This is a genomic window from Providencia sp. PROV150, assembly GCF_028481025.1.
GTDB classification, from domain to species: domain Bacteria; phylum Pseudomonadota; class Gammaproteobacteria; order Enterobacterales; family Enterobacteriaceae; genus Providencia; species Providencia hangzhouensis.
On the sequence record NZ_JAMPPJ010000010.1, the window covers coordinates 20434 to 41718 of the forward strand.

The 21285-nt window shown below is 39.1% G+C and carries 12 protein-coding genes; 7 read left to right on the plus strand and 5 right to left on the minus strand.

Translation table 11 applies throughout. The features are described from left to right. The first annotated feature begins 146 nt into the window (after positions 1–146). Positions 147–1532, plus strand: coding sequence for an SLC13 family permease (locus tag PSE83_RS08370; protein ID WP_004260445.1), 1386 nt, complete (start codon positions 147–149; stop codon positions 1530–1532). A 74-nt stretch (positions 1533–1606) separates the two neighbouring features. Here PSE83_RS08370 and PSE83_RS08375 read toward each other — a convergent pair whose 3' ends face one another. After that, positions 1607–2542: a two-partner secretion domain-containing protein gene (locus PSE83_RS08375; RefSeq protein ID WP_136133984.1), complete on the minus strand. Its 936-nt coding sequence runs from the start codon at positions 2540–2542 to the stop codon at positions 1607–1609. Positions 2543–2806: 264 nt separating this feature from the next. Here PSE83_RS08375 and PSE83_RS08380 point away from each other — a divergent pair, with 264 nt between their 5' ends. Next, positions 2807–8698, plus strand: coding sequence for a TcdA/TcdB pore-forming domain-containing protein (locus PSE83_RS08380; protein WP_272660802.1), 5892 nt, complete (start codon positions 2807–2809; stop codon positions 8696–8698). Positions 8699–8758: 60 nt separating this feature from the next. Here PSE83_RS08380 and PSE83_RS08385 read toward each other — a convergent pair whose 3' ends face one another. Then, positions 8759–11917 carry an efflux RND transporter permease subunit gene (locus tag PSE83_RS08385; protein ID WP_272660803.1) on the minus strand — a complete coding sequence of 1053 codons (3159 nt, stop codon included), beginning with the start codon at positions 11915–11917 and terminating at the stop codon, positions 8759–8761. A 15-nt stretch (positions 11918–11932) separates the two neighbouring features. Beyond that, a complete protein-coding gene (locus PSE83_RS08390) occupies positions 11933–13120 on the minus strand; it encodes an efflux RND transporter periplasmic adaptor subunit (protein WP_004260432.1) in 1188 nt (395 codons plus the stop codon). 134 nt (positions 13121–13254) lie between these two features. Between PSE83_RS08390 and acrR the strand changes: the two genes are divergently transcribed. From acrR to mscK, 3 genes are all read left to right on the plus strand, one after another. After that, entirely contained in the window at positions 13255–13905 is a 651-nt protein-coding gene (gene acrR, locus PSE83_RS08395; protein WP_004260429.1) for a multidrug efflux transporter transcriptional repressor AcrR, read from the plus strand. 12 nt (positions 13906–13917) lie between these two features. Then, complete coding sequence (locus tag PSE83_RS08400) at positions 13918–14271, plus strand: DsrE/DsrF/TusD sulfur relay family protein (protein ID WP_004913652.1); 354 nt, start codon at positions 13918–13920, stop codon at positions 14269–14271. A 108-nt stretch (positions 14272–14379) separates the two neighbouring features. Next, positions 14380–17757, plus strand: coding sequence for a mechanosensitive channel MscK (gene mscK / locus PSE83_RS08405; protein WP_272660804.1), 3378 nt, complete (start codon positions 14380–14382; stop codon positions 17755–17757). A 5-nt stretch (positions 17758–17762) separates the two neighbouring features. On the opposite strand, the gene PSE83_RS08410 is transcribed toward mscK, so the two are convergent. Then, entirely contained in the window at positions 17763–17939 is a 177-nt protein-coding gene (locus PSE83_RS08410; protein ID WP_004260415.1) for a DUF2496 domain-containing protein, read from the minus strand. An 18-nt stretch (positions 17940–17957) separates the two neighbouring features. Further along, complete coding sequence (gene priC / locus PSE83_RS08415; RefSeq protein ID WP_110592248.1) at positions 17958–18506, minus strand: primosomal replication protein PriC; 549 nt, start codon at positions 18504–18506, stop codon at positions 17958–17960. A gap of 142 nt (positions 18507–18648) precedes the next feature. On the opposite strand from priC, the gene apt reads away from it, so the two are divergent. Both apt and dnaX read left to right on the plus strand, forming a co-directional pair. Then, a complete protein-coding gene (gene apt / locus PSE83_RS08420) occupies positions 18649–19200 on the plus strand; it encodes an adenine phosphoribosyltransferase (RefSeq protein WP_036958374.1) in 552 nt (183 codons plus the stop codon). Between the two features lie 112 nt (positions 19201–19312). After that, positions 19313–21256 (plus strand): DNA polymerase III subunit gamma/tau, encoded by a 1944-nt coding sequence (gene dnaX / locus PSE83_RS08425; protein ID WP_172766867.1) that lies wholly within the window; start codon positions 19313–19315, stop codon positions 21254–21256. Positions 21257–21285: the final 29 nt, after the last annotated feature.

Consider the following 21285-nt stretch of genomic DNA (forward strand, 5'->3'; position numbering starts at 1 on the left):
AATACAAAAAATTGCGCGGGGTAGATCGCACTTTTAACTTATCCACATTTTCATCTCAATAAATTAACTCTATATTTCACAGCTTATAAATAATTATTAACAATATGCGCTAAAACTAAACTTGCTTCCAAAGCTATGGAGTAAACATGGACGCTTCAGAATCTTTAACACCATCAGTGAGCCCAACGCCCTCGAATAAACGAGGGTGGATAATCTTAGCTGTTGATATCGTACTCTTAATTTTATTACTAAAATATTTACCATTCGATGATAAAGCAAATGCTGGTCTTGCAATGATGGTTTTCATCGGTGTGCTTTGGTTAACTGAAGCTATCCATGTCACCATTACTGCACTGTGTATTCCGATCTTGGCAGTAGGCTTAGGGCTGATGAATACAGGGGATGCATTGAAATCATTTGCAAATCCGATCATTTTCTTATTCTTCGGAGGCTTTGCATTAGCGACTGCTTTACATATCCAAGGCCTTGATAGGCTAATTGCAAATCGCTTACTAATGGCAGCTCGAGGGCGCTTATCAGTCGCGGTATTATTACTGTTTGGCGTAACAGCGTTACTTTCTATGTGGATTAGTAACACAGCAACAGCTGCAATGATGCTACCACTAGTATTAGGTATACTGTCTAATCTCGATGTACGTCATGAACGTAATACTTTCGTGTTTGTACTATTAGGTGTTGCTTATAGTGCAAGTATCGGTGGTTTAGGCACGATTGTAGGTAGCCCTCCAAATGCGATTGCGGCTGCGGCTTTAGGTTTAGATTTCTTATCATGGATGAAATATGGTATTCCAATCATGGTGGTGTTACTACCAATGATGTTTGTATTGATGTACATGATGTTACGTCCAAACCTGAAACATCGTTTTCAAATTGAGTTAGAACACGTTGAGTGGAATGGCAAGCGTATTACAGCAATGACGATTTTCCTTTTAGCCGTAGTTTGTTGGATCACGAGTACGTTTATTAGTGATGCATTAGGTGGCGTAAAAGATTTAGATACAATCATTGCGATGAGTGCTGCGATTTTAATTGGTGTAACAGGTGTTGCTAGCTGGTCTCAAATTCAGAAAAATACCGAGTGGGGCGTATTGATGCTGTTTGGTGGTGGTTTAACACTCAGCGCAATTTTAAGTTCTTCTGGGGCAAGTAAGATCATGGCAGACTGGATGCAAATGACATTCGGCGAAAGTCACTGGTTTGTTATTATTCTAGCTGTTACTACCTTTATTATCATTTTGACTGAGTTTACCAGTAATACGGCGAGTGCAGCTTTATTAGTACCAATCTTTGCAACAGTTGCTGAAGCATTAGGTATGCCAGTCATTGTATTAACCATGATTATTGGGATTGGTGCATCCTGTGCGTTTATGTTGCCGGTTGCTACACCGCCAAATGCGATTGTGTTCGGTTCCGGTTATATTAGGCAAATTGAAATGGTACGTGTGGGTGCGGTATTAAACGTGGCTTGTATCCTTGTGATTTCATTGTTTGCTTGGTTTATCTGGATGTAACTTAGGATCAATTCACTTTAAACTTAACGGCCTCTTATTGAGGCCGTTATTTGTTGTTGTACGCTAAAATAAGATTATTGCGTTGTTTTAGCAATAAGAGCCTGTTGGTTTTTCCCTATTTTTATCACGCCTGTATCAGAAAAAATAATGTCTGCGTCTCCGCGCACAGAGAAACTCATCGTGTTTATAACTCCTTGAATATCTATCTTATTCTGTGGGCAAAGGAAATTATCTTTACAGTGATATTGGTGACTCTCAAGTACAATGTTACGACCTGTCAATTTAGTTTGCTCATCCATCTCTAAATGATTTCCTTGAATATAAGGAATGTCAGTTTTGAACTTTGTGCTGTACTTGACAATGCCTTCACTAGGAGAAAGGGTGCTATTACCAGATGCACTGATATAATTTTGTATGGCAGAGTGGATATTAAGTGTATTTTGCAGCTTTATTTGGTCTGCAACGATATTTAATTTTGATAGTTGAATTGGAGTTCCTTGTTGCTGACTAATACTGATTTGGCTAGCAGGCTGAGTTGAAAACTTCAGTTGGTTATAGTCCTCCAATTTTTGGAGTTCAAGCTGGTTATCTTTCTCTTTGTTTTTAATGTATTTTTTTTCAAATTTACCGGCAATTAAGGAGAGGCTATTAATATTATCAACGGCACCGTCTTTCCATGAAATACCATTAGGATTTGCGATAACAAGGTTGGCGCGTTGCCCTTTTATTCCTAATATCCCTTGTAAGTTGCTTGTTTCAGTCCCTGTTACTTCTGCAAAAATAAGCTTTGCTGCCTTATTATTAAGCTTGGTATTACTGTTAATATCATTATTAAAAATTAAACCATCGTCATTAGATGAGAGACTTTCGAAGGTATTAAACGAGATGTTATTTTTGAGAGGTGCTTCTATATTAATGACTTTTGCTTTTGTGATATCAGGGGCCTCGGCTAATGATGTGGTATGAAATAAAGTACAACTTAGTAGAGTGAATGATATGGTTTTCTTCATTGGTATTAGCTCCTTGCTGTAAAAATCCTTTAATGATTAAAAGCATAATGTATTTAGTCGTTTTTTATAATAATCAAAAATTAGTTTGGCTTAATAAAATATGATACGTTAGCACTCAGGTAAAATCGGAAAATCGGAAAATCGGAAAAATATGATGTAAATAATTGTTACACTATGTTTTTGGCCGTTTATAAGTTCCATTTTCCTTGCTAATAAATTACTACTTGTTATGTTTTCAAATTAAAGATAAAGGGATTTAATAATATGTCTGGTGATAGCTATAGCTCTCTATTGAATCATGCCATTTATGTAATGGATAAAATAAAGCTTGATAAAAATATTATGATGCTAGTTGAGGCGATTAAATATGAATATCGCCATGAAGGAAAGTGGTCGGCAGATTTATTAAAAAAACATGATAAGTTAAAGAAAGAAATAGAAAGAAAATCTTATTTTTTATATAACAATGATGTTCCTATTGGTATTGAAAAACTCAGTAATCAAGAGGAGCTGGAGTTTATTGGTTATATAAGAGATTTATCAACAGGAAATAATGATGTCGATATAAGAGTTCAAGGTAAAGAGGATATTGAATTATCTAACCTTGTTGATTCCGATTTATTAAGTTCACAAGCACTGCGTATTCTCCCTAAAAATTTAAAAAAAAGAATGAAACTTCGCTCTAGTATAAATGCTAGGTTAACTATAAATATACATAAAAAATATATTAATCGGCTGGCAAAATCTTTGGTGAAGTTATTTCATGAGCCGTCACCTCAGTGTATAGAACAAGCCAAAATTATGGGGCCTAGAAAATTTGGTATACAAACGGACCAAGCAGTTATTTACTTATCTGAATCGGGGCTTGAGCATGCAAAGGAAATTACCCAGCGACTTAATACATTAATTCCTTCTGATGCATTTATTGAACATACACCAGTTGGTATGCAAAAAATGGATACTGGTATTTCTTATTCGGAAACACCAAAAGGTCAGTCAACAAGCCATGGGCAAGCCAGGTCACAGGTCATTGCAGACGCTATTACAGAAGCTTTATTAACAGATCGCCCAGTAAAACAAATCTTACCGAAAGTATTAAAAAAAGTAGGCTACGATACGAATAATCCTAGTTTAGTTGCGCAAGTTCAGCGTGATGGTCATTTAAAAAATAGTCTTTTTGACTGTATGATGCTTAAAAAGCATAGAATAAGCCAAGATATTCAGCGATTTGTTACGGATCCACTGTTATTCCCATGTATGTATGTTATTGATAAATTTAATAATGATATATTATCAGTAAAAGCGGAAATATTTAACTTTGAGAATGAGTTTACTGCCATTGAGTGCGGAGTATTAGCTCAGTATATAACCTCGAGAGAAAATTCAGGTTTTATTTATGATGTTTTAGATTTTACTTATAAATTTAATTCAATCTTTAGAGATAGCGGTTATATTGAGAAACGTCTCGCACCACAAGATTTTTATTTATATTTAATGGATGATAATTCAGGGGGACGTTGTTACTCTTTAGTTAGGGCAATGGCTGTTGCATTAGCCTTAGAGGGCAGTGAGGGTGCAAATAAATTGCTTAATAAGATGTTTTTAGCTGGGGCATCACCAACGGAGCCGAATTCAACTTTGTTACAAGCTGCGTTAAAAGAACTTCATGTAAATATAGAGGCGGCACACGCATCAACTATAATTGGCCAATTTGAGTTAAATGAAATAAAAGAAATTCTGATTAATGCTGAACAAGGAAATATTTATGCGCTAAATAGCAAAACACACTCGATGTTGTTAGGTAAAGTCAAAAATGGTAATGAAATTAATTATTATTTTTATGATCCAAACTTTGGTATTTATGCCTTTAATGATTCTGATAAGTTATTTTCAACTTTAAATAAGTTTTTATTTAAAAACAAGATGGCAGAGCAGTATGCGGTTTTAAATAGTAGTTTTGAATTGGTCTCTATTAATACGGGAAAAATGTATGAAGTACAAATTGGTAGTGGTTTAACTGTTTCCGATTTGGTTTATTCAGATAATTTAATGGAATCTATTTCTCTACATAAGAAAATGGAGAGTATTCTAGAACATCAGTCTTTAATAGAAAAAGATAAGAAAATACAAACATCCTTAATTATTTTGGAGTCAGAAAAATGGGGGGAACGTCTTGAATACTCAATTAATGAAGTGTGCAAAAGTCATCAACTAGATGAAAAATGGTTACCTGTTTTTGAAAATGTTGAGAATTTGGAAGATGGCCGATATCGTATTCAATTTATACATCAAGGGATAGAGGAAAAGATATATTGGGCCGAAACGAAAGACACAACATTTATTGAGTTTAAAGAATATTTTCACAAGCAAATGGCTATGTTAAAGAGTCATTATTCTTTTAGTGATGGGGAGTTGCAATGTGAAAGAGATATTGAGGGTACAGAACATGTGGATGGCCTCAATATAGCGATGGGAATACAAGCAATCATTCAATGGTCGGAGAATAGAAATCGACAGTCAGTGGTTTCTTCTAGGCCAACATCTAATTTAGCAACAGCACTGCGTATTCATAGTTATATTAGCTATTCTATGATAGCCCATGGTGCTATCAATGATGCCGTGAAAACTGGAAAAATTGCATATTCATTATGGTGTGAAGGGAATGGAGTGGCAAAATCAGTAATGAATCGCTTTTCTTCGTCTCTAGTACGTACAGCGAATGAAGGGTTAGGGGTTATTTTCCAAGGAGCTATGGTTGGTTTCGATATTTATGAGTTAGCGAATGCACAAAATGAAACTCAGCGAGCTGTATTTGGTACTCAACTAGCTTTTGATTCATCATCATTAGGGTTAGGTATTGTAAGTACGGGAGCATCTCTATTTGGTGCGGAAACGGTGGCAGGTGTTGCAGGGCCATTAGCTGTACCACTTATGGGAATAGGTATTGGTATCACCGAACTGGTTAATATTAATGAAAGACACGCACAAAAAGCTGTTGCTGTAGGGGAAGAATTCGCGATTTATCAACGAGACTATCAAAATGCAGCGATAAGTTATGATGCAAAAAAAGGCTTTTTGATACCAACACCTAATATTGTCATCGAGAAATTAGATTTTAAAAATGGCTATTTTGACCTTGGTAGCCAATATATATATCGAGGTGTGAAAAAAAAGTGGTATATAGAGCATTGCTGGTTGAATGATTTTCAATCAGGGCCAAGTGCTGAGATCGATAAATCACATGCAATTAATATTAGAGAAGCTGTTGGTGTTACTGAGTCAAGAGTATTCTTTAATGGAAATCAAACTGGGGTAGTTATATTACCAGTTGTACCTAGATCGTTCATTCGTTACAACTATAGCTCTCTTTTTGGTGGAACTTCTCGAGGGGATAATGGTTTTTCTATTTTGAGAGGAATGGAAGAACGCTATCAATTCTATTTTGATTTTTTTTATTGTGGCCTAGAGTATGTCATCACCACTTTAGAGCATGAATATGAAAATACTACCATTCATGTCAATCTAGATAGCCAAAATAGACAATTAGCCGTTCCTAAAATGCCTATTCCATGGCAAGGGCATATTACGCACGCAGTCACTGGTAATGGCGGGGAATATCAAATTACAGTTAATTATGGTGCATCTCTTACGTTAATTGAGGGGGCTATGTATGGAAAACAATCTAGCTGGATAATTGATACGAGTTTAATAGAAAGTGATGGAAAAGAGCATGTTATTCAAATCATGGATGATCACATTAAAATTAGCGGCATTACTATCCATGTTGATACATCGGTGGCGGATAATTCGATTTTGCTGGTCAATGCTCAACATGAAGTATGTGAAATAGATTTTATTAATAAGACTGCAAAGGTTATTAATGTAGATGGTAGTCAATGGGTAAACAAAAGCCAGACAATTAAACAGCATCTTCATGATTTATCAATTAAAAATAAGCTTAACGGCCAGTATGTTGCCATCGATAATTATCAATATAACGGTTTAAACGTGGGACGTGCATTTTATGATGTTCAATATGATCGGGTCATTTTTACTCACTCAAAAAATAAAGAAAATCATTCGGCACAACTAATAAAAATTAATGGGGATACAGCCTATTTTTATTCATCAGTGGAATCAGTAATTTGGCAGGTTGATATAAATACAGGTTCTTTACTGACTCAACTTAAAGCGAATATGGTTTTAGGTTTAGATGCAGAAATTATTAAAGTCACATTGGTTGATGACCAACTGTATATAACATTAACAGAAAGAAGTACTGGCAGTACGGTTGAAAATACCTATAGGCTAATACAGGGTGATAAATTAGAGCTTGTGAGCGTTGTGAATAACAGATTATTACTCGATAACTTACATGACACACAAACATTATTATCACTTGAACAACGTAAGCAATTTAGTGGCCATGACTATTTAGCTCGTCGAAATATGAGTCCTGAATATCAAAAGACAATTACAATCAAACCCAGCATAGCGAACACGGTGATGATATCGGGCACTGATGAAAATGGTTTTTGGCATCATTACTGGCTACGCAATGAGAGTGGAACACTGGTTAAAGCCAATTTAGAAAGAAAGATGGCGTATGAACAGCAGTTTTTGCATGAATGGATTTCGATAAGTAAAGAAGAGCTAAAATATATTGATTGTGAGCTCGCAAAAAATACTCCATTAGAAAAAGTTTGGCGAGAGAGGTTCCCTCTGCCTATTAACGATGGTAAAGAGGCGGTGTTTCAATTAAAGCGTTATAGAATTAAACCTACACTTGCAAAAATATTTGCAACAAGCCTGGGACGCTATAATCCGAGGTACGATTTATGGTATTGGTTTCCTCCTAAGGACTTGGAATTAATAGGAAGTTTATTAAAGGAAAATGGAATGGAAGCCTTTTTCTTTTATAGCCGAAAAGAAGATACCATTTTTTATCAAAAAGGGTTAGGGCAAGATATTATTAAGCCAAGTAAGCCTAGTGCCTTTCGTTTAAATTTGAGTGGAATAGAAAATGTCACGCACTGGCAAGGGGAGCTCCTTGTTATCCAAAAAGAAGGCTTTGTTAGGCAACTGAATGCAAATGGTAGTACACAATTAGTTGCCCTTAATAAAGACTGGTTTGCGAGAGAGCCTTTGAAATGGGAGCGTTTTGCTCAATTTTTCAATGAAAAGGATCCCATTGCATTGTTTGGATTAAAAGATACTAATGGGGAACGTATATTACCAGCATGGTATTTTAACGAGATGGCTATTGTTGCGCCTTCATTTTCATTAGAAAGTGAGTTACAAATTATCGATTTTGATCACGATAAACAATATGGCGTTATTTTTGATTCAAAATCAAAGAAGCTATATCGAATAAACGCGATTGGAGAGATGAGGTTTAACAATATTTTCGATAACCAGGGTGTTCTTCGATTTCCAAATAAATTACCTAAGCATGTTGATTTATACCCTGAGCTTACTTTTAAGTCAGTACAAAAAATAGCGGGTGGTTTAATGCTGTTAACAGAAGAAAACGCAATTATTTATCACCCAACGTCATCTCATGAACAATTAGGTTTATCATTAATTATTAAAGGAACTCAGGGGAACGATGTCGTTATTCCTGCGGCATTAGGCGATATTTCTATTTTAATTCTTAATGGTGGTGAAGGCTCCGATACTTATCAGTTTAAAAAGGTAGATTGGCAGCGTTATCAAACGATTATTATTGATAATTATTCGGTAGACCGAATTGTTGATTTGCTTATCCTACCCATACAAGACCAATTGAAGGAGACTTTTATTAATCGCCAAGGAGATGACTTGGTTATTACAGATTCAATAAATAATACATCTCTTTATATCCGTGGAATTTATGGTCCACAGGCTCACTCGTATCGTCATCTACAACTAAAAATTGATGGAACAGATCAACATATTGATGTGAGTTTATTAGCTGAGCAAGCTTTGGCCAGTCACGGTTTAATGTCTTTATCAATGCATTTCAGAAGCCATTTTGATATCAATGGTAAGATAGTTTTATTAGGGGAGTTGTTGAATCGAATAGATTTTACTCAGGGAGACTTTGAAATTCAAACTGCACTCAAAGAGCAGGACAAACCTCATTTCGCCATGTTATCTACAACAAGTCAGTATTAAATTAATATATAAAAAAAGAGCCACAACATAAGTGGCTCTTTTCGATTTATCGATCAGCAATTATTGTGCTGTTGGTGGATGGCTGTGTTCAACATCTTCTGATTTCTTCGAGAAACGGCGACGGATCACCACGAAGAATACAGGAACGAAGAAGATAGCCAATGAGGTTGCGGCAAACATTCCCCCAAGAACACCAGTACCTACTGAGTTCTGGGATGCAGAACCTGCACCGTTACTAAACACCAGTGGGATAACACCTAACATAAATGCTAAAGATGTCATCAGAATTGGTCGTAAACGCATTTTAACTGCATTAAGTGTTGCTTCGACTAACCCTTTACCTTCTTTTTCCATCAAGTCTTTGGCGAATTCAACAATCAAGATTGCGTTTTTCGCCGAGAGCCCAATGGTTGTTAAGAGACCTACTTTAAAGTAAACGTCGTTGTCTAGACCACGAACACTGGTAAACAGTAACGCACCAATAATACCTAATGGAACGACTAACATAACTGAGAATGGAACTGACCAGCTTTCATAGAGAGCCGCCAAACACAGGAAGACCACTATCAAGGAGATTGCGTACAGAGCAGGGGCTTGGTTACCTGCTAAGCGTTCTTGATATGACATACCTGTCCACTCGTAACCAATTCCTTCAGGCAGGTTTTCAGTGGTGAGTTTTTCCATTAACAGCATCGCATCACCAGTACTTTTCCCTGGAGCTGCCTGACCTTGAATGTTCATCGCAGGGACACCGTTATAACGCTCTAAACGCGGTGAACCATACTTCCAAGGATCTTTGGATTCGTCCATAAAGGCAGAGAACGGAACCATTTTACCTTGGTTATTGCGAACATACAGGTTACTGATGTCAGAAGGTAACATACGGCTTTCTGCGTCACCTTGTACGTAAACTTTCTTCACACGACCACGGTCGATAAAGTCATTCACGTAGCTTCCACCAAACATAGAACTCAATGTTGCGTTGATATCACTGATAGCGACACCTTGAGCCTGTGCTTTTTGTTGGTCAATATAAATACGGTATTGCGAGGTATCATCCTGACCATTTGGACGAACACCTTGAAGCATTTCTGGGTGCTGAGCAGCTAATCCAAGTAACTGGTTACGGGCTTGCATCAGTTTATCATGCCCCAAGTTACCTTTATCGACTAACTCAAAGTCAAACCCGTCTGCGGTACCTAACTCAACAATCGCTGGCAGGTTAAAGGCGTAAATCAGTGCCTCTTGTTTTTGTGACAGTGCGATATTCGCACGTTGTACAATCGCATCAACGTGGTTTTCATCGCCTTTACGTTCGCTCCAATTTTTCAGAACGACGAAAGCGAGACCCATGTTTTGACCTTGACCTGCGAAGCTAAAGCCCCCAACGGTAAAGACCGACTCAACGTTTTTGGCTTCTTCGGTATGGTAGTAGTTATTCACTTCATCCAATACCGCTTGGGTTTGTTCTTGCGTTGATCCCGGTGGTAATTGGATCATTGACAAGAATACCCCTTGGTCTTCCGCTGGTAAGAAAGAGGACGGTAAGCGGACGAACATCAACGCCATACCAACCACTAACAGCAGGTAAATCACTAAATAACGGCCCGTGCCGTTAAGCATACGGCTTACACTGTCGGTGTAGTGGTGTGCTTGTTTTTCAAATGTGCGGTTAAACCACCCAAAGAATCCTTTTTGGCTACCATGGCTGCCTTTTTCAATTGGCTTCAACATGGTGGCACACAGTGCTGGCGTTAAGATCATCGCAACCAGTACTGATAAGATCATGGAGGATACAATGGTAATTGAGAACTGACGGTAAATTGCCCCTGTAGAACCTCCAAAGAAGGCCATAGGAATAAATACCGCAGACAGCACCATTGCAATACCGACTAACGCACCTTGGATTTGACCCATTGATTTTTTGGTCGCTTCTTTTGGTGACAAGCCTTCTTCTTGCATAACACGCTCAACGTTCTCAACAACGACGATGGCGTCATCGACGAGAAGCCCGATGGCGAGTACCATCGCGAACATGGTCAAGGTGTTTATGGAATAACCAAATGCCGACAAGATAGCAAAGGTACCTAACAATACGACAGGTACTGCAATCGTTGGTATCAGTGTTGCACGGATGTTTTGTAGGAACAAATACATAACGACAACAACCAGCATGATTGCTTCTACTAACGTTTTAACCACTTCGTTAATTGAAATTTTAACGAATGGGGTCGTATCGTATGGATAAACAATCTCTAATCCTTGAGGGAAGAAAGGCTTCATTTCCTCAAGCGCAGCGCGGACGTTATTAGACGTATCTAAAGCGTTAGCTCCGGTTGCCAGTTTAATACCGATACCTGCTGCTGGCTTACCATTAAAGCGGGCAATAGTACTATAGTTTTCAGCACCTAATTGGACATCAGCAACATCTTTAATACGCACTTGTGAACCATCCTGGTTTACACGTAATAGAATATTGCTAAATTCTTCAGGGCTATTTAAACGTGTCTGCGCAATGATAGAAACGTTTAAACGCTGGTTTGCTACAGACGGTGAACCACCGAGTTGCCCTGCTGCGACTTGGTTATTTTGTACCTTGATCGCATTAATGACATCTGTTGTGGTCATGTTGTACTTAACGAGTTGCTCTGGTTTTAACCAAATACGCATTGCATATTGGGTACCGAACAGTTGAGTTTCACCTACACCGTTAACTCGGCTAAGTGGGTCTTTAATATTTGACCCTACGTAGTCGGCAATATCGTATTGCCCCATTGAGCCATCGCTAGAAACGAAACCCGCAACCATTAAGAATGAACTAGTTGATTTATCGACACTAATACCTTGCTGCTGAACTTCTTGTGGCAACAATGGCATCGCCAGTTGCAATTTGTTTTGCACCTGTACTTGCGCGATATCACCATCAGTTCCTGCTTCAAATGTCAGCGTAATGCTAGCAGAACCTGATGAATCACTGCTCGATGACATATATACCAAGTTATCGATACCGTTCATGTTCTGTTCGATAACCTGCGTTACTGTATTTTGTACCGTCTCAGCATCCGCTCCCGGATAGTTAGCTGAAATAGAAACAGCCGGTGGCGCGATGGTCGGGTACTGCGAAACAGGTAACTGGATAATTGCCAACAGACCAGCAAGCATGGTGATAATTGCAATTACCCACGCAAAAATTGGTCTTTCTATAAAAAACTTAGGCATTAATCAGCCGCTCCCTTATTTAGACTTTTCTTCAGGTTTTGCCTGATTGTCTATGGATTGCGTTTCTAAGTTTGCTTCCTTAGGATTCACAACAATTCCTGGTTTGATTTTTTGTAAGCCGATGACAATGACACGATCACCTGCTTGTAGACCTTCAGTTACCAGCCATTTGTTGCCAACTGCTTGTCCTGCTTTAACTTTTCTGACTTCAACTTTATTCTCTGCGCCAACAACCATGACTTGAGAAGTTCCTTGAGCCGTACGAGTCAAGCCTTGTTGTGGAACTAGAATCGCCTTTTCAATAACACCGTCTTCTAATACAGCACGAACAAACATACCTGGAAGTAACTCTTTGTTCGGGTTAGGGAACATGGCTCTCATGGTGATAGACCCTGTTGTTTCATCAACAGTGACATCAGAGAATTCCAGAACACCCTTTTGTGCGTATTCTTGACCGTTGTTGTTGATCAAACTGACAGGTGCTTTCCCTGATTCTCGCTGTACAGCGCCTTTCGCTATCTCATTTTTGAGACGTAAAAAATCGTCACTCGATTGTGTTACGTCAACATAGATAGGATCAAGTTGCTGAACACGCATTAATTCAGTGGCTTGTCCTGTAGATACTAAAGCCCCTTCAGTCACATTCGATTTACCGGTACGGCCGCTGATCGGTGCAGTTACTTTGGTATAATTCAGGTTGATACGTGCCGTTTCAACCGCAGCTTCAGCCGCTTTGACGGCAGCAAGTGCTTGTGCATAGGTTGAGGTTGCTTCGTCGTATTCCTGACGACTAATGTAATTAGTACCTAACAATGGTTTATAACGCTTCACCGTTAATGCAGCCAGATTCGCATTGGCTTGTGCTTTTGCAAGTTCCGCTTTTGCGCTGTCATAGGTTGCTTGGAATGGTGCTGGGTCAATTTGGTATAAAGATGTCCCTGCTTCTACGTCGCTACCTTCTTTATAGTTGCGTTTCAATATGATGCCACTAACCTGAGGGCGAACCTCGGCAACACGAAATGCGGATGTACGGCCTGGTAACTCGGTTTTGAGAGTCAGAGGTTCGGCTTTAAGCGTAACAATTCCTACTTCAGGCGCCGGGCGTTCTCCGCCACCTTGTTGTTCATCGTTACAACCAGATAAAGCCAAGCCACCTGAAAGAACTAACAGAGCCAGAGGTAACACCCCTCTGTTTTTTCGCATAAGTTAACCTCAATTAATCAATATGAGTTCAAAACAAAAATAAGAAAAATGGTAAACAATATGATTTATCACTATGCTATAGTACAAACATACACGAATGTATGTAAATCAGCTTTCGATAGAAACGGGTCACAATGGCACGAAAAACTAAACAACAGGCTGAAGAAACCCGTCAGGAAATATTAGATGCTGCCATCAAAACATTCTCTGAACGAGGAGTTTCTGCCACATCATTAGCCGATATTGCAAAAGCAGCGGGGGTTACCCGAGGTGCAATATATTGGCATTTCAAAAACAAAGTTGATCTTTTTTATCAAGCTTGTGAATTTGGTGATAACCAAATAGTACAAGCTGAAGAATATTATCGTTCTAAATATACCAATGATCCACTTTCAATACTAAGAGAATTATTAGTTTATATTTTGACTGATTTTATTGAAAGCCCTAAAAACCGCGCTTTGATGGAAATTTTCTTTTTGAAGTGTGAATTAGTTGGCGAAATGGCAGAGTTAGTTGATTTTAAACGCGCTAATTATGTCGCAAGTCAATGTCGAATAGTTGATAACTTGACTGCCTGTATTGATGCAGGTCAACTTCCTGCTGATCTTGATGTGGAATGTGCTGCGATTATGATCCGTTCATTAATGTCTGGTTTGTTAGAAAACTGGCTACTCCAATCAGAAAATTTTAATATTAATCAACATACAATTACATTGGTTGATACACTATTAGAAACACTAAAATGTAATACCGCAATCCGGTTAAAACCCATTCAAACTGAATAAGTGGAGTACAATATGACCTCTATTTTGATTATTGCTAATGGCGCACCTTACGGCAGTGAAACATTGTTCAACTCATTGCGATTAGCGATAACGTTGAAAGAGCAAGAGCCGCAGTTAGATTTAAAAATATTTCTGATGTCAGATGCTGTGACCGCAGGTTTGGCAGCTCAAAAGCCGAAAGAAGGCTATAATCTTCAACAAATGTTAGAGATTTTAACGGCACAAAATGTCCCCGTTAAATTATGTAAAACTTGTACAGATGCCCGAGGTGTAAGTGAGTTAACCCTTGCTGATGGTGTTGAGGTAGGCACGTTAGTCGAGCTTGCAAGCTGGACATTAACGGCAGATAAAGTATTAACTTTCTAAAATTTTACGTAAAATGTGTTTAATTAGTTGAAAGTAAGTGTTGGTAGGCGACTATCGGCACTTTGGTTTAATTAAACAATATTATTATTTGTATAAAGGAATGCCATTATGATGAAACAACAATGGAAGTGGCGGCAGTTAGTATCAATAACACTGTTTTTTTTCATCATATCTTTTTCCAGTTCAATTACGGCATTAACATCAAATAACTTACCTGATAAGAATGAAATAAAAAGTGCGCTCAACGCATTGAATAAAAAAAGTTCACTCAGTGAGGAAGATAAACTTGCTCTCGCTGATCTGGAAAAAACCTCAGATTTTTATAACGAGCTGGATAAACTCGAACAGCGAACGGCTGAACTGCAAAAAAAACTGAATAGCGCGAGTGAAGAATCGAAACAAGCAGCACAAGGTTTGTTGCAAATAAAAAATGAAAATGAGCAACGCACCGAAAATTTCCTACGAAAAATACAAGATAGTTCTCTTTCACAATTAGAAGCATTACAAGCCTCTTATTTAGAAAATCTGCAAACAGAACAAAATGACCTTGCAACCTATAGTAGTCAATTAATTGGCTTACAAACGCAGCCTGAAAGGGCGCAAGCGATGATGTTGGAAAATGCGAGGCGCTTACAAGAAATTCGCAATGAGCTAAATAGTTCATTGAATGAATCTGTGAATTTAAGACCTACTCAAATTACCATGCTGCAAGTTGAACAGTATTTATTGCAGCAACAAAATGAATATCAAAAACGTATTCTACAGGCTAACACTCAATTACAAGATGTGCTGCAAAAACAACGTGATTATACCGCAGCATATATTGAGCAATTGGAACACCATATTCAGCAAGTACAAAATGCGATTAGCCATCGCCGACTAAATGACTCCCAATCAACGGTACGCGAGGCGCTGAGTACTTCTGAAACCGATATTGAAGCGCAACAGAATCCCATTATTCAAAAAGAAATTGCGATTAATAATGCGCTCAGTGACCGTTTAATCGCAGTGACCGAAAATAGCAATAAACTGGTGCAAAATGGTATTCGAGTTAAAACATGGCTTGAAAGAGCGACGCAGTCCGAACGAAATTTAAAAGAGCAAATTAATGTATTACGCGGTAGTTTATTGCTCTCACGAATTTTATTTCAACAACAAATTGACTTGCCGCCAGACATTTTAACTAAAAATTTACCCACAACGATTGCTGATTTGCGGCTTGAGCAATTTGATATTAACCAACAGCGTGATGAGCTTTATCAACCTAATGATTATATTACTAAGTTGGAACAGCAATTTGAGGTAAAAACAGGGGATGAGCTGGCAAATAGCGCATTATTATCCGCTGAGGATAAATCTACGTTATTGAAACTATTGGAAGTACGTCGTGGGTTATTAGATGAACTCAACCAGCAGCTTGGCGGGCAAATTTCCCAAGCAATCAACTTGCAACTTGATCAAAACCAATTATTGAGTGTAGTGGGGTCTCTTGAAAATACCTTGGCGCAGCAAATATTTTGGGTGAATAGTAATAAACCGATGGATTTGGAATGGGTTAAAGGTTTTCCAGAAGCTGCGGCAGCACAGATTCATAATTTTGATTTTAGTTTATCGAATCGTAGTATTAAGCGTGGAGTGACGGCTTCATTATTGGTCGTTGTTCCACTGGTTTTAGTCGCATTGCTGTTTATTTGGTTTAATCGCAAAATTAGTAACCGACTGCAGGATATTGACCAACGGCTTTCCAGCTTACGTAATGACAGTGTATTAAGTACCCCGTTGGCACTGTTGTTAACATTAATGCAAACATTACCTATTTCACTGTTTTTACTGGCATTTGGCTATTGGTTTTTGAAAACAGGGAATGTACAAGGGCCATTCTTTTGGCAATTTTGCCAACAATTGGCGATATTTTGGGCATTATTTGAGCTGACTTTCCGAGTATTAAAACCACAAGGTATTGCACAAAAACACTTTGGTATCGAAAAAGAAAAAATATCCCAGACTCGACGCAGGATGATCAGGCTATCTATTCCTCTATTGCCACTCATTTTCTTTTCTACTTATGGTGTTAGCAACCCACTGAAAGTGTCTGAGGACGTGATTGGCCAGTTGATCGTGCTGGTTTCTCTTATTCTACTGTGCATCTTTACTATTCCATTTTGCAAACAAGTTTGGCAAGAGAAAGGGAGTCACTTAACGCGTAGTATCGTTGTGACATTGTTGACATTTTCGCCATTAATTTTAGTGGGCTTAATGATGGCGGGGTATTATTACACCACATTGCGCTTGGCAAACCGTTGGATAGACAGTTTATACCTATTACTCCTATGGTATATCACTTATAGCGCGTGTTTGAGAGGTTTAACACTGGTTGCTCGTAAATTAGCATATCAACGTGCTATAGAACGCCGTGCGATGTCGAAGCAAGAAGATGCAGAAAACGAGCCAATTAAAGAGCCACCAATGACTATTGAGCTGATTAGCCAGCAATCATTACGTCTCACAACAATGGTGTTGTTTATTATTTTCGCTTTGGCGTTTTATACGATTTGGTCTGATTTTATAACCATTTTCTCTTTCTTAGATAGCGTGAACTTATGGAGCTATACTGCCACATCGGCAGAGGGGGGAAATATCTTACAATTCGTGACGTTAGCGAATTTAATTTTAGCTCTTGTGATTATCATTGTGTCTTGGGTAATGACGCGAAACCTCCCTGGACTACTGGAAGTGTTGGTATTATCACGGTTAAAACTCCGTCAGGGCTCTACTTATGCGATCACGACAATATTAACTTATATTATTGTCGGGATTGGGGCGATTGCCTCATTAGGTATGATTGGCGTGACATGGAACAAATTGCAATGGTTGGCGGCAGCTTTAACTGTCGGGTTAGGGTTTGGCTTACAAGAAATTTTTGCTAACTTTGTTTCAGGGATCATTTTACTGTTTGAGCGGCCGATCCGTATTGGCGACACAGTCACTATTGGAACCTATTCAGGAACTGTCAGTAAAATTCGTATTCGTGCGACAACCATCGTTGATTTTGATCGCAAAGAAGTGATCATTCCTAATAAGGCTTTTGTGACTGAACGGTTGATCAACTGGTCGCTATCGGACACCGTCACACGTATCACCATAGCGATCGGTGTGGCATATGGCTCTGATCTTGATAAAGTGAAACGCGTTTTATTGTCTGCGGCAACCAATAATAGCAAGGTAATGACTGAACCTGCTCCTAATGTCTATTTCACCAGTTTTGGTGCAAGCACGTTAGATCACGAATTACGTTTTTATGTACGGCAGATTGGTGACCGTGGCGTAACCAGCGATGAAGTGAACCGTGCGATAGACAAACTATGTCGAGAAAATGATATTGATATTGCATTCAATCAGTTAGAAGTGCATTTACACAATAGTAAAGGTGATGAAGTGCAAGAAGTGAAGCGAACACCTAAAGATAGTGATGATAAAACGCACTAAACTCATTAAGTTTCTTTGGTGCAGGCAGTTTTTGCTGCTTGCACTTGTTTTGCAATATAATCATTTTTCACGATTTCAAGTGCTTTGAGAACCACATCAGCTTCTATCTCAGACGTCTCTAATAAGTAGATTAAATCAACAGCAAGTTGGATTTCTTGTGGAGCATCCTTGAGTGAACTCATACTGATTCCTTCTAAGATTTAATCAAAATATTGATTTTCTTGATGTTCAATGGCTTTTTCAATACGCAAAAGTGCTTGGCGGCAACGGTACAAACGGCCTGCGAGTACAGCGAGTTCTTTTTGGCACTGGTGCTGCAAACGGTGGTCGGTTAGCTCACTTAAATGAAGTTCTTTTTCACTCACCATGGCCTGCAAGCGTCGTTCATAGTCTTGGTGTTGTGATAAACGTTCATATAAATCAACTTGTTCCTTTTTCTTAGTAAAATTTGATTCTTTTTCACGTAAAGCTTGTGTAGAGATCTCTCGTGAAATTGCCTGCATTTGATGGACGATTTTTTCAGTAAGAAAATTAACTTGCTCAGTGTGGTTTAACGTTACGCTATGGCACAATTGCTGGTACAAGGTCTGTAATTCATTTTGGCAATCCCCTAAACGGGTTGATTTGCGGCTAAACAATTGCATATCGAAACGTGAATGTGAAAACTCAAGGTCTTTTATGGGCTCCACTCGTGTTTTCAATTCATCAATTTGCTTTTTTAACGCATCCAAAAGAGCGGGAATTTTCATTTTTTGTTCTCATTAAATGTGAAAAATAGCGGAAAATTGATATTCAGCAACAAAACTGATGCCAAATTGACGGCTTCTTATTGCATTTTTATGGTACTTTACATAGATTCTACACTTTCGTGTTTACTACATGGCTTTTATTATGACCGCTAAAGAGCAACAACTGCAATTGATTAAAGAAAGTATCGCATCTATCCAAGATTATCCAATCGAAGGTGTGATCTTTCGTGACATTACGACTTTATTAAATAACCCTGCTGCATACCAAGCAACGATTGATATGTTAGTGGAACATTATCAAAATAAAGGCGTCACTAAAATTGTAGGAACTGAAGCGCGTGGTTTTCTATTCGGCGCTCCAGTTGCATTACGTTTAGGCGTAGGTTTTGTCCCTGTACGTAAAAAAGGGAAATTACCACGTGAAGTATTGAGTATGACTTACGACCTTGAATATGGCACGGATACACTTGAAATCCATAAAGATAGTATCAGCCCTGAAGATAATGTCTTAGTGGTTGATGACTTACTTGCCACAGGTGGTACAGTGGAAGCGACAGTTAAAATGATCAAACAACTCGGTGCTAATGTTGTTGATGCCGCATTTATCATCTGTTTACCTGACCTTGGCGGCGTTGAACGCCTGCAAAAAGAAGGTGTTTCTTCTTATAGCCTTGTTGAATTCCCAGGCCACTAATCTTTATTTTCCCTCTATTTTTATCACAGTCTCGCTGTATAGGTTGAGGCTGTGGTAGCATGGTACTATGATTATATATATTCACGTACCATGTTAAATGACAGTGGAATCCATGAGCTATCAGGTACTTGCCCGTAAGTGGCGCCCCCAAAAATTTTCAGACGTTGTTGGCCAACAGCACGTTTTGACTGCACTCGCTAATGGACTAACGCATCAGCGGCTTCATCACGCCTATCTTTTCTCCGGTACACGTGGTGTAGGAAAAACGACGATTGCTCGCCTATTTGCCAAAGGCCTTAATTGCGAAACAGGGATCACTGCATCACCTTGTGGTAAATGTGCCAACTGCCTTGAAATAGAACAAGGGCGATTTGTTGACTTAATTGAAATTGACGCGGCTTCCCGAACCAAAGTCGAAGATACTCGTGAATTATTAGACAACGTCCAATACGCGCCGGCACGTGGGCGCTTCAAAGTTTATTTAATTGACGAAGTACACATGTTGTCTCGTCATAGTTTCAATGCGTTATTAAAAACCCTTGAAGAACCGCCTGAACATGTGAAGTTTTTGTTGGCGACGACGGACCCGCAAAAACTCCCCGTGACCATTTTGTCTCGCTGTTTGCAATTCCACCTAAAAGCATTAGATGTCACGCAAATCAGTGAACAGCTTGAACTTATTCTGAATGCAGAAAATATTGAACATGACCAACGAGCTCGCCAGCTTATTGCAAGAGCGGCGGATGGCAGTTTACGTGATGCATTAAGCTTAACTGATCAAGCCATTGCGATGGGGCAAGGGAAAGTAACGGCTGATATAGTTAGCCAAATGCTAGGAACCCTTGATGATGAACAGCCATTAGCGATTATTGAAGCGTTAGTACGTGCTGATAGCATGGCGGTAATGGAGCAGGTAGAGCAAGCTGCTAGTCGCGGTGCAGATTGGGAAAACTTGCTGGTGGAAATTTTGTCGCAATTACACCGTATCGCGATGATCCAACTGCTTCCTGCTGAACAAGAAACAGACCCATCATCGACAGAAGGGCGGTTACGGCAGGTCGCAAGGATAATTTCTCCTGCAGATCTCCAACTGTTTTACCAAACGTTATTAGTTGGAAGAAAAGAACTCCCTTATGCCCCTGAGCGGCGAATGGGGGTTGAAATGGCATTATTACGTGCATTAGCTTTTCATCCGAAAAATGTGATTGCTGAAATTGAAGCACCGCCAAAAGTTATTACGCAGGCGGCTGTTCAATCGGCATCGCCTGCTGCACCAAATATGGTGCAAAGGGTGCCTCCTGTTCAAGCACGAGCAGAAAATCTGCCAGACAATAGCCCAACGTTACAGTTATTGAAGGCTAGGCAGGCGCTACAATCTCCACAAAGTGAGGATCCTAGCCCAAAAAAGGCTAAACCGGTGATGCCTGAAAGGGCTAAGCCGGCGGCATCAGCACTGGAAAGGCTGGCCGCCGTGACCAGCAAACATCAACAAAATGTGGTAAATAAAGCGGCTCAGGCAGCAAAACCACAAAAACCAAAGCAGTACCAATGGAAGCCTCAAAATGAAGAGGCGATGGCACCAAAAGAGGCAATAACAACGCCAAGTGAAATCAAAGAGGCGTTGGAATATGAAAAAACGCCTGAATTAGCCGCTAAAATTATTGAGGAAGGGCGAATTCGTGATAGCTGGTCTGGGAAAATCGCAAAATTAAATATTCCCAAACTGGTTGAACAATTAGCTTTGAATTCATATATAGAAGAATTAAGTGAGTCGCAAATTGTTTTACATTTGCGCTCGGCTCAGAAGCACCTCGATAAACCATCGGCACATAAAGCATTGGAAGAAGCTCTGAGCGAACTATATGGTCGTACTGTTGAACTGAAAATCGTTCATGATGATAATAGCGAGGTGAAAACCCCGCTAGAATGGCGACAGGCGATTTATGAAGAAAAACTGGCACAAGCGCGCCAGTCTATTATTGCGGATAAAACGATTCAAAAACTGCGCTCAATGTTTGATGCGCAATTAGATGAAGAGAGTATTCGCCCCGTTTAACGCTACAGTCTCATTGTTAAGCTGTAGCC